This window comes from Nocardia sp. NPDC004340 (assembly GCF_053602575.1).
The window spans coordinates 712,243-724,580 of record NZ_JBSGDW010000003.1; the positions used below are offsets into that span (position 1 = coordinate 712,243).

Consider the following 12,338-nt stretch of genomic DNA (forward strand, 5'->3'; position numbering starts at 1 on the left):
CGGAACGGGTAACGCCAGGGTGAGGAGGTGCGGCGATGGTCAACGACGTGGAGAAGCGGTGGAACGATCCGGAGATGCTGCGGCAGGCCACCCGCTATGTCCTGAGCGTGCTCGGGATCGCCCTGGCAGCCGGCGTGATCGTGCTGGTGTGGGCGTCGGCCCGGGACAGCTGTTTGAACGCCGGATCGGTGCTGTGCGACGGGACCTCGAAAGTGGTGGTGGGCCTGGTGCCGGGCGGGGTCCTGCTCGCCGGTGGCATCCTCGCGCTGGTGCTGGCGTTCCGCGCGTGGCGGGCCGGGCGGGCGTGGCCGATCTGGCAGGGCGTGGGCTGGTTCCTGTTCACGGTGATGGTCGTGTATCTGGGCATCGTGGGGTCGCAGGGCTGACCGATCACACCGGGCAGCGCGCGGTGTCCGCGGTGCTGTCGTGGTGGTCGAACGGAGTGCCGCGGATGCCGGCGCGGGCGGCGAGGTAGCGCGCGACGCGGGTGTTGCGGTCCCACATGGGGTCGATGTGGCGGGCGCGCCGGATCATGCGGGCGCGAGCGCCGGGCAGCCGGTCATCGAGCGCGCGGAGCCGGACCTGTGTGGCCGCGGCGAGCGCGGTGAGCCGCGAGAAGGGTTGCAGTGGGACCGAATTCAAAGGCGTGTCCACGAGCAGAGCCCGGACCAGAGGCGCGCCGCTGTAATAGGCAACTGCGCCCAGCAGCGGTGCGGTGGCGGCGATTTGGAGGCGACCGATCGGTGTGCCGGTGGTGAAGCGCCGGGTGGCTGCCCCGGCCATGGCTGCGGTCCACTGCGGAGCCACGCCCGCGGTGGCGACCATGTAGTCGGCCTGCTCCATCCCCTCGGCCGCCGTGCGCGGGATGAGTTCGTCGGCCACACCGAAGACGTGCGCGATATAGGCCCAGTAGTGCATGACCGCGTCGAGCTGCCGGGTGGTGCTGTGCCGCCCGTGGGCGTGGTCGAAACAGATGGGCGACAGACCGAAGGTGACCGCCGCGCCCATGGTGGTGGCGTTGGAGATGGGATTGCCGTGCTCGGCGAAATGCTCATCGCCCCAGGTGCGCCGGAGCATGGCTCGCACCTGGGCGTGCATGAGCCGAACCCGCACGGTGTCGTGGAAGATCGGGTTGCGGCGGTCCAGGGCTCCGGGTGCGGTGACGCTGCGAAACCAGACCGAGGATTCCAGGCCGCGCCGGTACGGATCCCGCACGAACCGCCCGGTCTGACCAACGGCGGAGGCGACTTCCGCACCGACGAAGGTGCCCATGAAGTCCTGCACGCCCATCGCCATCTTGCCCGCGAGCGATACGTTGATCCAGAGCCGGCGACCGTATTCCCACAGGTCCGGGTCGTACCAGTCGGGCGGATCGTCCAGCAGCGCGAACAGATTCACCAGTTCCGGCAGCGGGTCGTCGAGGCTGTCGATGCCGTGGGTGAGGGCCTGGTTCAGCATGCGGCGACCGCCCGCGGAGCCGAGGCGGCCGAACGCCGCGACGAGCGCGTCCATCGGTTCGTCGCCCTGCCACAGATGATCGGCCATGAGCCGGGTGCGTGGCGTCTCGACGGGTTCGCGGCGCACGTCGATCCACGCGCCCAGCAGGGCTTTCCGCGGTTCGAACCACAGGTCGGAGGCCACGGCCCGCGGCGGCGCCGGGCGCAGCGGCATCCCCGGCCGGTAGTAATAGTCGTACGGGTGAGTCATGGCGTCACAACCCTGTCAGCTGGCGGAATCTGGTGATCGGGTCCGAGCCCCGATCGGCGTGGACCGGGCAGTAGTGCTTGCCCTCGGCGCGGTGTCCGGCGGCGGGCCACAGCACTTCGGGTGCCTCGGGCGGCGCGAGCCAGGCCGGGCGTCTCCCCGCGATTCGGCGGCGGGCGGCGTGGATACGCGGGAAGAAGTACTTGACCGCGTCGGGTGTCACCCGGTTCATGGCCGACAGCGTCCGGCAGAGGCGCTCGAACCGCCGCTGGTCGTGGTCGGTCCAGGTGAAGCCCATGGTCCGGCGAATCTCCGGATCGCACAGCCCGATCGTCACGAACCGATAGAACTGCCCGCCCGCCGGCCGGACGAGATGTTCCCACAGTGGTTTCGGCAGCCGTCGCACCAGCGGGAACGGTGGTACGGGCACGGTGTCGACGAGGTGGAAGACGTCGCGGGCGGCCTTGGTCGGTTCCAGGGTGTCGCGGCACATGTCGGCCCAATAACGTTGGAAGGCGGGCCAGCTCGTCGGCACCACCCGCATGCTCATGCCGTACAGCTCGTACCAGCGATAGTGCTCGCGCCAGAGCTGTACGCGCTGAGCCTCGCTCAGGCCGCCCATGAAAAAGTCGGCGGCACGCAGGTTCTGGACGAAGAACACCGCGTGCGCCCAGTAGAAGGTGCCCGGGTCCAGCGCGTGGTATCGCCGGCCCTGCCCGTCGACGCCCTTGATGTCACGGTGATAGCCGACGATCTCCCGTGCGGTCCGCCCGGCGCGCTCGCCGTCGAACACCACCCCATAGATCGGGTACAGCGACCGCAGAATCCGTTGATAGAACTCGTCATGGATCTCGGAATGGAATTCGACTCCCGCCCCGAGCCCCGGGTGCATGTTCTGCACCATCCCGACGAACAGCGCGCTGGGCAGGAAGTACAGCGACCCGAAGGTCTTCCAGGTCAGCGAGTCCGGTCCGAGCGGGCCCGCGGGCTCTCGGATCTCCCACGGCCCCTGGTCCGACACCGCGTTGTGTGACACCATGTCCCAACGCTGACACGACTTTTCGCTCGCCTTCAATTCGCATTTCCGGATCTCGCACGAATCGCCATGACATCGAAACGCCGCACCCCGAAATCACCGGTGCCGCCGCCGCGCCGGACCCCGCAGCAGGATCGTTCGCGCGCCATGGTGGCCCGCATCGTCGACGCGGGCCAGCGGGTGCTGATCACCCACGGCTACGACGGCGCGTCGACCAATCGCATTGCGGCGGCAGCGGATATCAGTCCGGGCTCGTTGTATCAGTACTTCCCGAACAAGGACGCGATCGTGGCCGCGGTGATCGAGCGCTACACCGGCGAGGTGGCCGAGCGGGTCCGCGCACGAGTGCTGTCGAATATCGGCCGTCCGCCGGAAGTGTCGGTGCCGGAGACGATCTCGTATCTGATGGATGCCCTGGGCAATGACCGTGAGCTGTTGCGGGCCGTGGTGGAGCAGACGCCGCGGCTGTCGGCGGCGGGCCCGGTGGTGGCGTTCGAGCAGCAGATCGGCGAGCTGGCCCGCGTCGCGCTGTCCATGCGGCAGTACCCGATTCCGGCCGAGGTGGATGCTGATGCGGCGGCGTGGATGCTGGTGCGGACGGTCGAGCATCTGACCATCCGCTATCTGCTGGACGGCCCGCCCATTCCGCGTGAGCGCTTCCTCGCCGACATCACCCGGCTGATCCTCAACTACTTCCGCGAGCCCGTGTCGCGAGCCGAACGCGAGTGATGGTTCGCCGCCTCAGCGCCGCATGACCTTGCGCCGATTCTGGGTCCGGACGGCGGGGAGGGCGAGCAGCAGGCCGACGGCCTTGGCCGCGCTCTGCGCCGCGCTCTCCATGGTTGCCGACCAGTCGGTCCGGGTCCAATCCCCCGCCAGCACCAGCGTGGGCACCGAGGTGGCCTGGTCCGGCCGCAACCCGTCGGTGCCGACCACCTGCGAGAACGTGGCTCGCGGCATCGGAACCACCTGCGCGTGCAGCACTTTGGCTTCCTCGGCGGCCGGGTAGTAGCGCCGCAACAGCGCCATCTGCTCGTCGACCACCTCGTGGTGCGGTTTGTGGATCTGCTCGTACGCACCACTGGTGGTCAGGCAGTACAGCCAGCCGTTGAGCGTCCCGCGCCCGTGCATGCGCTGCCGGTCGAAGACCTCGTCGATGACACCGGTCCCGCCGATGAGGGCCTCCATGGCGGCCTTGGTGCCGAGCGCGCGGTCCAGGTACAGGTTGGTGCTGACAATCGGCGTGTACCCGAGTTTGTCGGCGGCCGAATAGATGCGGTCGTGCTCGGGCAGCTCGTCGAGCAGTCCGCCGATGTAGGAGTTGGGGACCGCGCACACCACCGCATCGGCGGGTTGCACCTCGCCCCCGGCCAATTCGACGCCGGTGACCGTGCCGTCGGCGATGTGGATGCGGCGCGCCACGGCCCGGTACTTCACGTCCACCCCGTGCCGGTCGAAGACCCGCTGCGCGCCGGAGACCAACAGGGTGTCCAGGTCGGTGGTCGGGTAGCCGATGGTGACCGGCCGCATCCGCTTGACGCCCAAGCGGATTCCGGTCGCCAGCACGTCGGCGAACACCTTGGCCGATTCCTGCCGCACCGGTTCGGCGGCGATGCCGAGGGCCAGCCAGTCCCACAGCGCCTCGCGGGCGGTGTCGGGCATGCCGAGGCGGCGGAACCATTGGTCGGTGGTGAGGTCGGCCAGATCGCCGGGCTGGCGCAGACTCTGCCAGCCCATCTTGACGGTGGCGGAGGCCGCGCGCACCCGGTCGGCGGCGCTCGCGTCGGGGTGGGCGCCGAGCAGGGCGCGCACGGCGGGAAATCCGGTGGTGCCCATGATCGCCGTGCGCCCGCCGGGCCAGCGCAGCACGCCCTGCTGCGGGAAGCTCACGTACTGCCGGGTGCCGACGCTGGTCAGGTATCGGAACAGATGCTCGTAGCCGCTGGCGATCACATGCTGGCCGTTGTCGGGAATGTCGCGCAGCGGAGCGACTTCCAGCGAGTGCGTGCGCCCGCCGAGCCGTCCGCGGCGTTCCAGGAGCGTGACCTGTTTCCCGGCTTCGGCGAGCCAGACCGCGGAGGCCAATCCGGCCAGTCCCCCGCCGATGACAACGTAGCGTCGCGGATCGTTCATGTTCACCCCTGGAACTAGCCTGCACCAAGCAAGCTACGCCCGCCGCGCGCTCAGCATGCCCGGATTTCATTACCTCGCACAGGGAATGAGACCCGGGGCGAAACGACGACGCCCGCCCGGCCACCTGTAGGTGGCGGGGCGGGCGTCTCGAACCCGTCCGGAGTTACTGGTGGACAGCGTTTTCCGCGGATTTGCGGGCCATCAACGGGTAGGCCGCGCACACCAGCAGACCCCACACCGCGCCGACCACGAGCGCGCTGCGGCCGTCCTCGGTGAAGAACAGCAGCACCACGACCAGCGCCAGGAACGCCAGCGCCAGCGCCGTGGTGATCGGGGCGCCCGGCAGCCGGTAGTCACTGCCCGCCAGCACGCCCTGCTTGACGCGGACCCGGTAGATCAGGTGGCAGATCAGGATCATGCCCCACACGAAGATGATGCCCATGGTGGACACCGAGGTGATGTAGCCGAACGCCTTGTCCGGCGAGAAGTAGTTCACGGCGACGCCGATCACCATGACCGCCGCCGAGACCGCGATACCGGCCGCCGGCACCGACCGGCCGCTCAGGTTCGCCAGCGCGGGCGGCGCGTCCTGACGCTGCGACAGGCTGCGCAGCATGCGACCGGTCGAGTAGATGCCCGAGTTGCACGACGACAGCGCCGCGGTGAGCAGCACGAAGTTGATGATCCCGGCCGCGCCCGGAATGCCGATCTGCTCGAAGACCTCCACGAACGGACTGCGGCCCGCGTGGAAGGTGCGCCAGCTCGACACCGACATGATGACCACGAGCGCGCCCACATAGAACAGGCCGATCCGCAACGGCAGCGAGTTGATGGCCTTGCGCAGCGTGCGCTTGGGGTCGCGGGCCTCACCGGCGGTCACGCCCACCAGCTCCACGCCGACATAGGCGAAGACCACGATCTGCAGGGCGAGCAGCGCCTGCCCGAAGCCGTTGGGGAACACGCCGCCGTCGTTCCACAGATTGGTGACGGTCGGGTTGGTGGCGTGGCCGAAGTGGAAGATCAGCACGCCCAGGCCGAGCACGATCATGGTGACGATGGCGGTCACCTTGATGGTGGAGAACCAGAACTCGCCCTCACCGAACAGTCGCACCGACACCAGGTTGGCGACGAACATGATGCCCAGCACCACCAGCGCGGTCACCCACTGCGGAATGTCGAACCAGTACTGCACGTACTTCCCGGCCACCGTGATCTCGGCCATGCAGGTGGCCACCCAGACCGCCCAGTAGGTCCAGCCGGTGGCGAAGCCCGCGAAGCGGCCCAGGAATTCGTGCGCGTAGTCGGCGAAACTGCCCGCGACCGGGCGGTAGGTGAGCAGTTCGCCCAGCGCCCGCATGATCACGAAGATGGCCAGACCGGCGGCCAGGTAGCACAGGATGAGCGCGGGACCGGCCTTCTGGATCGCGCCGCCCGCGCCGTAGAACAGGCCGGTGCCGATCGCGCCGCCGATGGCGATCATCTGGATGGTGCGCGGGGAGAGGCCGCGCGAATATCCCTCGTCCGTGGGTGCGGCGCCGGTGTCCGGTAGCTGCCGTTCCGAGGCTGTCAAATGGTGTTCCTTCCGCGTGCCGGCGGCCGGAACCCCCCCTGTTCGCACCTGCGAGACACCGGCCGCGTCGAGCTTGCCGACGAATTGCGACGCTCGATCCAACGGCGTGTCACGCTACCGGAGTGGTCCGCGGCTCACAGTGACCCCGGCGCGTGGTGTCGGATCAGCGCGGTGCGGTGTGCCGGATCAGCGCGGCGCGGGGCGCTGGGGCGCGGTCCAGTCGCCCTCGTCGATCAGCTCCAGACCGGTGACGATCTCGGCCTCGATGCGGATGACATGGTCCATCGGCATATTGATCCACGGGTCGAGCAGCGTCTCGTAGCGCTGCACCTGTTCGGGATCCATGACCACCCGCGCCACCCCGGTGACGATCACGCTCCAGCCCTGCCGGGTGTGCTCGTCGAACGAGTCGGCCTCGTACGCCACCACCTGACCGTCACCGCGCAGCAGGCTGGCGCCCAGGTGCGCGCGCACCACGACGACATCCTCCTCGACGATGTGATTGACCGGCCGGATGATCGGAAGTCCCCGGCGCGAGTAGACGATTCGCCCGTATTGCGCGCCCGCCAGTCGTTTCAGTGAATCGGCAGCCGAAAGCTCGCGTAGCTTCCGTGCCCCTACGCCGCCCATCCCTCCGATTGTGGTCGATCGCTACCGATAACGCCAATTGCCTTGCCCCATCGCGAGGTTCGCACGGGTGTCAGCGCCGTGGCGGGACCGAGACCAGGGCGGGCGGTTTGTCGGTGCGCAACCCCTTCCAGCTGGGCATGCGCAGGCGTTCGCCGGAGTATTCGCGATATTCGACATCGGCGACGAGGATCGGATCCACCCAGTGCCAGCCCGCCCCTGCCGCTTCCGGTGGCGGCGGGTCGAAAGGGGCTGCGGAGATGGCGATCCCCTCGAGTGCGCCGCGCAGGACGCGGCGGGCGGCCTGGGTGAACCCGGTGCCGACATTGCCGATATAGACGAGCCGACCGGTCTCGTCGTGCGCGCCCATGATCAGCGAGCCGAACGTGGTCCCGAACGCGCCCGCGCCCGGCGTCCACCCGGCCACCACGACCTCGGTGTTCTGCCGCAGCGGCGTCTTGATCCAGGCCGGTGACCGGCGGCCGGGCAGATACACCGAATCGGTCCGTTTGGACACGATGCCCTCGATCCGATGCTCCCGCGCCACCTCCAGCAACTGCGTCGCATCCACGTCGAGCCAGTGCGGGGGCGCCGAGAGCGGTTCGTTCAGCGGCAGATCGGCCAACCGCTCCCGGCGCTGGAGGTAGGTCTCGCCGGTGACGTCGAGGTCGTCCACGCGGAGCACGTCGAAGACGAAGAACCGCACCGGAACCTCGGCGATCAGCTGCTCCCCCGGCCGCACCACGTGCATGCGCCGCTGCAACCGCCCGAACGAGGGCGCTCCCTCGCGGTCCGGCGCCACGATCTCGCCGTCCACGATCAGAGATCCCTTGCCGGACAGGTCTTTCAGCGCCGTCACGATCTCCGGATAGGCCGCGCTGACGTCATTGCCGTTGCGGCTGAGCAGCGCGCATTCCCCGCCCTCGCGGATCGCGATGATGCGGACCCCGTCCCACTTCATCTCCACCGCCCACCCGGGCCCGCCCGGCGGCGGTCCCCCGGTCGCCAGCATGGGCGACGGGCCGCGGCGGACCGAGGCGGCCACCCGGGCCGCTATCCGCGCCGATATCCGGGCGAACGGGACATGCCCGCGAGTTTGCTATCGAGTTGCCTTCCCGCCGCCGCGGCACGCCGGGGACGCCCGGTTCGTTATGGTCCGCGGGCCCCGCGGGTTACCGGGCCGGGCGTTACTTCGCCGACAGGCCCTGGCCCCGGATGGCGTCGAGCACCTCGCCGTAGGTGAGCGAGGAGGTGACCGTAATGGTCTCGGCCGCCTGATCGACGGTGACCGCGCTGGTGGAATCCATACCGCGCAGGGCACGTTCGGCGAGGGTCGCCTCGGAGGCGAAGTGCGGCATTTCGTATGTGTAGGTCGACATCGGGTCGCTCCCGTTCCTAGTGCGTGAGTTCGTATTCCGGGCATAGCCACGGATTCGGCGGACAAACGGGCAGGACTCGCCGGACAACCTGCCGAATCGGGGTTTGGCCTGGGCGACAGCGGGCATTGCCCCGATATGTTCACAATCATCGGGCTCATCGCTCTGCTGGGTGCTGTGACCGTGGGTGTGGCCGGGGTCGCGGCCAACAGCGGTGACTCGCACGCACTTCCCAACGGCTTCACCGTATTCGATCACACCTATCACGGCTCGAGCGGACTGTTGTTCGCGTACGGGATGGCGATCGGCGCGGCCGGCGCGGCCGGAACGATCCTGCTACTGGCCGGAATCTGGACCACCTCACGGCGCGGGCAGGTGGCGCGGCGCGAGCTGCGTCAGTCGCGGCGGGAAATGGCCGCCGCGCGAAAGGAACTCACGAAACCAGCGCCCCCGTCCAAGCCCGCGGGTACCGTGGAGCCACCTCGGAAGCCGGTGGTTCCCCTGGCCAAGATGGCGCCGAAACGTGCCCTCTCGAAGCCGAACTGGTCGGTCAACCGGTTCCTCGGTCGTCCGAGCGGGTCCCCCGCACCGAAAGAATCCGCCGCCAAATAGGAACCCTCCGAATGTTCGTCGTGCTCGGCCTGGCGCTGCTCGACGCCGGCTGGCTTCTCGCCACCCCGGCTCTGTCCTCGCTCGGAATCATCGCCATGGCCGTCGCCCTGTTCCAGTGGCTGATGGGTGCGCCCGCCCGCTGGCTCGCGCACCCGCGCTATTGACTCGCGCACCCGCGTCATAGACCGGACACCGAGGTCCGGTGCCACCACGCCGACCGGGATCCCGCCCGGTCGGCTAGCGTCGTTTTCATGACGGTGACGGTGCTGGTGCCCGACGAACACGGCTTCGCGGCGGTCTCCCGGCTGCCCGGTGCGCGGCCGCTGCGCTACACGCTCGGCGAACCGCTCCCCGCCGGGGCGGACGAGGCCGAGGTGTTCGTGCCCGCGTTCCTGGCCAGCCGCCCCGAGAATCTCGAACTGGCCCGCGCGCTGCCCAAACTGCGCCTGGTGCAGCTGCTCACGGCGGGCGCGGAAACCTGGGTGGGGCGGCTGCCCGAGCACGTCATGATCTCCACGGGTCGCGGGGCGCACGGGGCCAGCACGGCGGAGTGGGCGATCACCGGATTGCTCACGGTCTACCGGGAATTCACCGAATTCGCGCTCGCCCAACGAGAACACCGCTGGACCCAGCACCGCACGGATACCTTGCACGGCAAGCGCATTCTGATCGTCGGCGCGGGCGACCTCGGCACCGAAATGCAGCGCATGCTGCTGCCCTTCGGCACCACGGTCGAACTGGTCGGTACGCGAGCCCGTCCGGGTGTCCACGGCATCGACGAACTTCCCGCCCTGCTCCCGCATTTCGACGCGGTCATCCTCATGGTTCCGGTCACCTCCGACACCATCGGCATGGTCGACGCCGCCTTCCTGTCCCGAATGGCCGACCGCGCCATCCTGGTCAATGCCGCCCGCGGCCCCGTGGTCCGCACCGACGACCTGCTCGCCGAACTGCGATCCGGCCGCCTGCGCGCCATTCTCGACGTCACCGACCCCGAGCCACTGCCCGCCGACCACCCGCTGTGGGACGCACCGGGCCTGCTGCTCACCCCGCACGTCGGCGGCAGCAGCACCGGAAACCTGGAGCGCGGCTGGACCATCGCCACCGCCGAGATCGCGCGCTACCTCGCGGGTGAGCCGCCGGAGAATCTCGTCAGCGGCGAATACTGAACTCGCACTGGGGATTCCCTGGCAGTCGCGAGAGCTACAGCGTGTCCTTGCCGATCGGCCGATTGATCCCGCGCCACTCCCGCTCCCAGCGCGCATACCGCCGGGCGTCGAGCACGGTCCCGGTGAACCACACGGTCGCCGCCGCCGCACACCAGGTTTCGACGAGTATCGCCAGCCCGGTCCCGATCCCCTCCGCGGCCGCGGACCCGGGCCGCGACGGCGCGACGGTCGGCTGCCCGTTCTTGGTCCACAACGTCACCGTGGCCCCCGCGACCTGCGGCCCCGGCACATCCACCGTCGCGGTCGCGATCTTCCCGCCGTTGTCCCACTGCACGGGCGCCTGATACCGCACTTGATGCGTCGCGTACCGATCCGAATCCGGCACCCGCACCGCATCCGCGGTCTCCGTGGCCACCACCCGCACCTTCCCCGAGTCCTGCGCCACGATCCGGGCCTCCGCCCCCGTATAACTGACGGTCCCCACCGCCCCCGCCACCGGCACCGCCGCGGCCACCACCACCACGGCCAGCGTCCGCAACACCACCTCCGCCCGATCCGACACACGCATCAGCGGACTGGGGTTCCACGGGCGCACTCGCCACAGCCGCGCCGGCCACGAAGGACGCATCGACACCTGGACCACCTCTCCCCACGCGCCGTCGTACCGCTTACATCGGTAGCTGTACCCAGAGGGATACGCCATGAACCAATGAACGTCAAGGTCAACGCATGGTCACGTCCGATGCCGTAGCGCAGCAGGACGACCTGCGGTTCTCGCCCGGCGGTAGCGCCCGGAGTCGCGGGAACTATAGGGTCCGATTTCCGCCGGACGCGTGATCACGGTGTTTCTAGCGTCGGAATCATGGAACTCGATGTCATTCCGTCCTCGCGGGAACGGGTGCTGCGGACACCCACGGTGTGGTTCATGGCCTTCGCGGCCGCGCTCGGGACCGCGAGCATGTATCCGCTGCATCCCGCGATCGCCGAGTTGGCCGGATCGCTGCATGCTTCGACAGCGGCCGTGGGCACGGCCCTGGCGTGTGGGCCGATCGGATACCTGGTGGGGCTGGCGTTGCTGGTGCCGCTGGTCGATCGGTACGCGGCGCGCGCGGTGGTCTCGGTTCAATTCGCTGTGCTGGCAGCGGTTCTGGCCGCTACGGCCGCGGTCGGTTCGCCGTGGCTGCTCGGTTTCGCGGTGGGCCTCGTCGGGGCGGGATCCTCGATCGGCGCGCAATTGAGTTCGGTCGCGGGAAGATTCGCGGCCTCGCACGAGCGGGCCACGGTGCTCGGGATCGTGACGGCAGGCATTTCGGCGGGCATCCTCGCGGGCCGAATCATCGGCGGCTGGTTGACCGATCTCCTGGGATGGCGGGGAATGCTGCTCGTGTTCGCCGCGGCGTGCGTCGCCTGTGCGGTCGCCGCCCGCGTCGCCCTGCCCGCGGCGGCGAGCACGGCCACCTCGAGCTATCTCGCGACCCTGCGCGGCATGCCCGCCCTGTTCACCCGGCATCCGGCGTTGCGCCTGGCGGCGATCCGAGGCTCCCTCTGGTTCTTCGCTTTCTGCGCGATCTGGGCCGGACTCGCGGTCGCCCTGTCCCAGCCGCCGTTCTCGTACTCCCCCGAACGGATCGGTCTGTACGCCTTCGCCGGACTCCTCGGCATTATCGCCACCCGAATCGCGGGAACCTGGACCGATCGCATCGGCGCACGCCGGGTGATTCTGCTCGGCCTGCCGCTGGCGATCGCCGGCACCGCGATCCTCGCCGTCACCTTGTCGAACACGGCGCTGACCCTGCTCTGCCTCGGCCTCTTCGACGCCGGACTGTTCGCCGCCCAGGTAGCGAATCAGAGCACCGTCCTGGCCATCGACCCCACCAGCCCGGCCCGTTTCAACAGCGCCTACATGGTCGTCTACTTCATCGGCGGCAGCCTCGGCACCGCGTTCGGCGCGGCGGCGGTCGGCTGGTTCGGCTGGACCGCCACCGCGATGGCCGCCGCCACGGCGACCATCCTGGCCGCGGCCATCACCGCCCGCACCGGACGGGTACACGACGCCTCTGTAGGCCCGTTCTGACGCGCTTGCAAGACTGTTTTCACGGCCCGCGAGCCGT

14 protein-coding genes are annotated in these 12,338 nt (G+C 69.2%); 6 read left to right on the top strand and 8 right to left on the bottom strand.

What is annotated here, in order from left to right; translation table 11 throughout:
* The first annotated feature begins 35 nt into the window (after positions 1 to 35).
* A complete protein-coding gene (locus ACWEOI_RS15395) occupies positions 36 to 386 on the top strand; it encodes a hypothetical protein (RefSeq protein ID WP_433666294.1) in 351 nt (116 codons plus the stop codon).
* A 4-nt stretch (positions 387 to 390) separates the two neighbouring features.
* On the opposite strand, the gene ACWEOI_RS15400 is transcribed toward ACWEOI_RS15395, so the two are convergent.
* Both ACWEOI_RS15400 and ACWEOI_RS15405 read right to left on the bottom strand, forming a co-directional pair.
* The gene (locus ACWEOI_RS15400; protein WP_452359979.1) at positions 391 to 1,707 is read right to left on the bottom strand and encodes an oxygenase MpaB family protein; all 1,317 of its coding nucleotides are present in this window, start codon (positions 1,705 to 1,707) and stop codon (positions 391 to 393) included.
* Between the two features lie 4 nt (positions 1,708 to 1,711).
* Positions 1,712 to 2,743: an oxygenase MpaB family protein gene (locus tag ACWEOI_RS15405; RefSeq protein WP_452359980.1), complete on the bottom strand. Its 1,032-nt coding sequence runs from the start codon at positions 2,741 to 2,743 to the stop codon at positions 1,712 to 1,714.
* 66 nt (positions 2,744 to 2,809) lie between these two features.
* On the opposite strand from ACWEOI_RS15405, the gene ACWEOI_RS15410 reads away from it, so the two are divergent.
* Positions 2,810 to 3,469 (top strand): TetR family transcriptional regulator, encoded by a 660-nt coding sequence (locus tag ACWEOI_RS15410; protein ID WP_433666297.1) that lies wholly within the window; start codon positions 2,810 to 2,812, stop codon positions 3,467 to 3,469.
* 12 nt (positions 3,470 to 3,481) lie between these two features.
* Here ACWEOI_RS15410 and ACWEOI_RS15415 read toward each other — a convergent pair whose 3' ends face one another.
* The 5 genes from ACWEOI_RS15415 to ACWEOI_RS15435 form a co-directional block, all read right to left on the bottom strand.
* Complete coding sequence (locus ACWEOI_RS15415) at positions 3,482 to 4,873, bottom strand: hydroxysqualene dehydroxylase (RefSeq protein WP_452359981.1); 1,392 nt, start codon at positions 4,871 to 4,873, stop codon at positions 3,482 to 3,484.
* Between the two features lie 163 nt (positions 4,874 to 5,036).
* The gene (locus ACWEOI_RS15420; RefSeq protein WP_452359982.1) at positions 5,037 to 6,443 is read right to left on the bottom strand and encodes an amino acid permease; all 1,407 of its coding nucleotides are present in this window, start codon (positions 6,441 to 6,443) and stop codon (positions 5,037 to 5,039) included.
* A gap of 186 nt (positions 6,444 to 6,629) precedes the next feature.
* Positions 6,630 to 7,073, bottom strand: coding sequence for a pyridoxamine 5'-phosphate oxidase family protein (locus ACWEOI_RS15425; RefSeq protein WP_433666300.1), 444 nt, complete (start codon positions 7,071 to 7,073; stop codon positions 6,630 to 6,632).
* Positions 7,074 to 7,143: 70 nt separating this feature from the next.
* Positions 7,144 to 8,115, bottom strand: a complete 972-nt coding sequence (ligD, locus tag ACWEOI_RS15430) for a non-homologous end-joining DNA ligase (RefSeq protein WP_452359983.1) — start codon at positions 8,113 to 8,115, stop codon at positions 7,144 to 7,146.
* Between the two features lie 142 nt (positions 8,116 to 8,257).
* Entirely contained in the window at positions 8,258 to 8,449 is a 192-nt protein-coding gene (locus ACWEOI_RS15435; protein ID WP_452359984.1) for a hypothetical protein, read from the bottom strand.
* Positions 8,450 to 8,584: 135 nt separating this feature from the next.
* On the opposite strand from ACWEOI_RS15435, the gene ACWEOI_RS15440 reads away from it, so the two are divergent.
* The 3 genes from ACWEOI_RS15440 (at position 8,585) to ACWEOI_RS15450 (ending at position 10,227) form a co-directional block, all read left to right on the top strand.
* The gene (locus ACWEOI_RS15440; RefSeq protein ID WP_433666303.1) at positions 8,585 to 9,058 is read left to right on the top strand and encodes a hypothetical protein; all 474 of its coding nucleotides are present in this window, start codon (positions 8,585 to 8,587) and stop codon (positions 9,056 to 9,058) included.
* Positions 9,059 to 9,069: 11 nt separating this feature from the next.
* On the top strand, positions 9,070 to 9,222 hold the full coding sequence (locus ACWEOI_RS15445) for a hypothetical protein (RefSeq protein WP_357084681.1): 153 nt from the start codon (positions 9,070 to 9,072) through the stop codon (positions 9,220 to 9,222).
* Between the two features lie 87 nt (positions 9,223 to 9,309).
* Positions 9,310 to 10,227 (top strand): 2-hydroxyacid dehydrogenase, encoded by a 918-nt coding sequence (locus tag ACWEOI_RS15450; protein WP_433666304.1) that lies wholly within the window; start codon positions 9,310 to 9,312, stop codon positions 10,225 to 10,227.
* Between the two features lie 34 nt (positions 10,228 to 10,261).
* Here the strand turns inward: ACWEOI_RS15450 and ACWEOI_RS15455 are convergent, their stop codons facing one another.
* On the bottom strand, positions 10,262 to 10,930 hold the full coding sequence (locus tag ACWEOI_RS15455; protein ID WP_452359985.1) for an Rv1733c family protein: 669 nt from the start codon (positions 10,928 to 10,930) through the stop codon (positions 10,262 to 10,264).
* Between the two features lie 159 nt (positions 10,931 to 11,089).
* Here ACWEOI_RS15455 and ACWEOI_RS15460 point away from each other — a divergent pair, with 159 nt between their 5' ends.
* On the top strand, positions 11,090 to 12,301 hold the full coding sequence (locus ACWEOI_RS15460; RefSeq protein ID WP_452359986.1) for an MFS transporter: 1,212 nt from the start codon (positions 11,090 to 11,092) through the stop codon (positions 12,299 to 12,301).
* Positions 12,302 to 12,338: the final 37 nt, after the last annotated feature.